Here is a 217-nt window from a genome sequence, read left to right as displayed (position 1 = left end):
AGCGGCGCCCGGACGTCGAGCCGGTGGAGGTTTGCGCGACTACTACCGGCGGATGTCGTTGGTGCGGGCTTTCGAGCTGCGAGCGAGCGAGATGTATGCGCGGGCGAAGATCGGCGGATACTGCCACCTCAATCTTGGTGAGGAGGCCACCGTCGTCGGTCTGACGGCTGCGCTTCGACCTCGTGACTATCTGTTCACAAGCTACCGCGACCATGGG

1 protein-coding gene is annotated in these 217 nt (G+C 64.1%); it reads left to right on the top strand.

Annotation, left to right across the window (positions count from 1 at the left end; all coding sequences use genetic code 11):
- Nucleotides 1-52: 52 nt before the first annotated feature.
- Nucleotides 53-217 (top strand): thiamine pyrophosphate-dependent enzyme (locus BN358_RS24860; protein WP_255346928.1); only part of this gene is annotated, 165 nt, incomplete at its 3' end.

Origin of the sequence: Sedimentibacter sp. B4 (assembly GCF_000309315.1) — a bacterium.
GTDB lineage: Bacteria > Bacillota > Clostridia > Tissierellales > Sedimentibacteraceae > Sedimentibacter > Sedimentibacter saalensis.
Note: the sequence above shows the minus strand (reverse complement) of the source record. Positions and strands in the feature narration are given on the sequence as shown.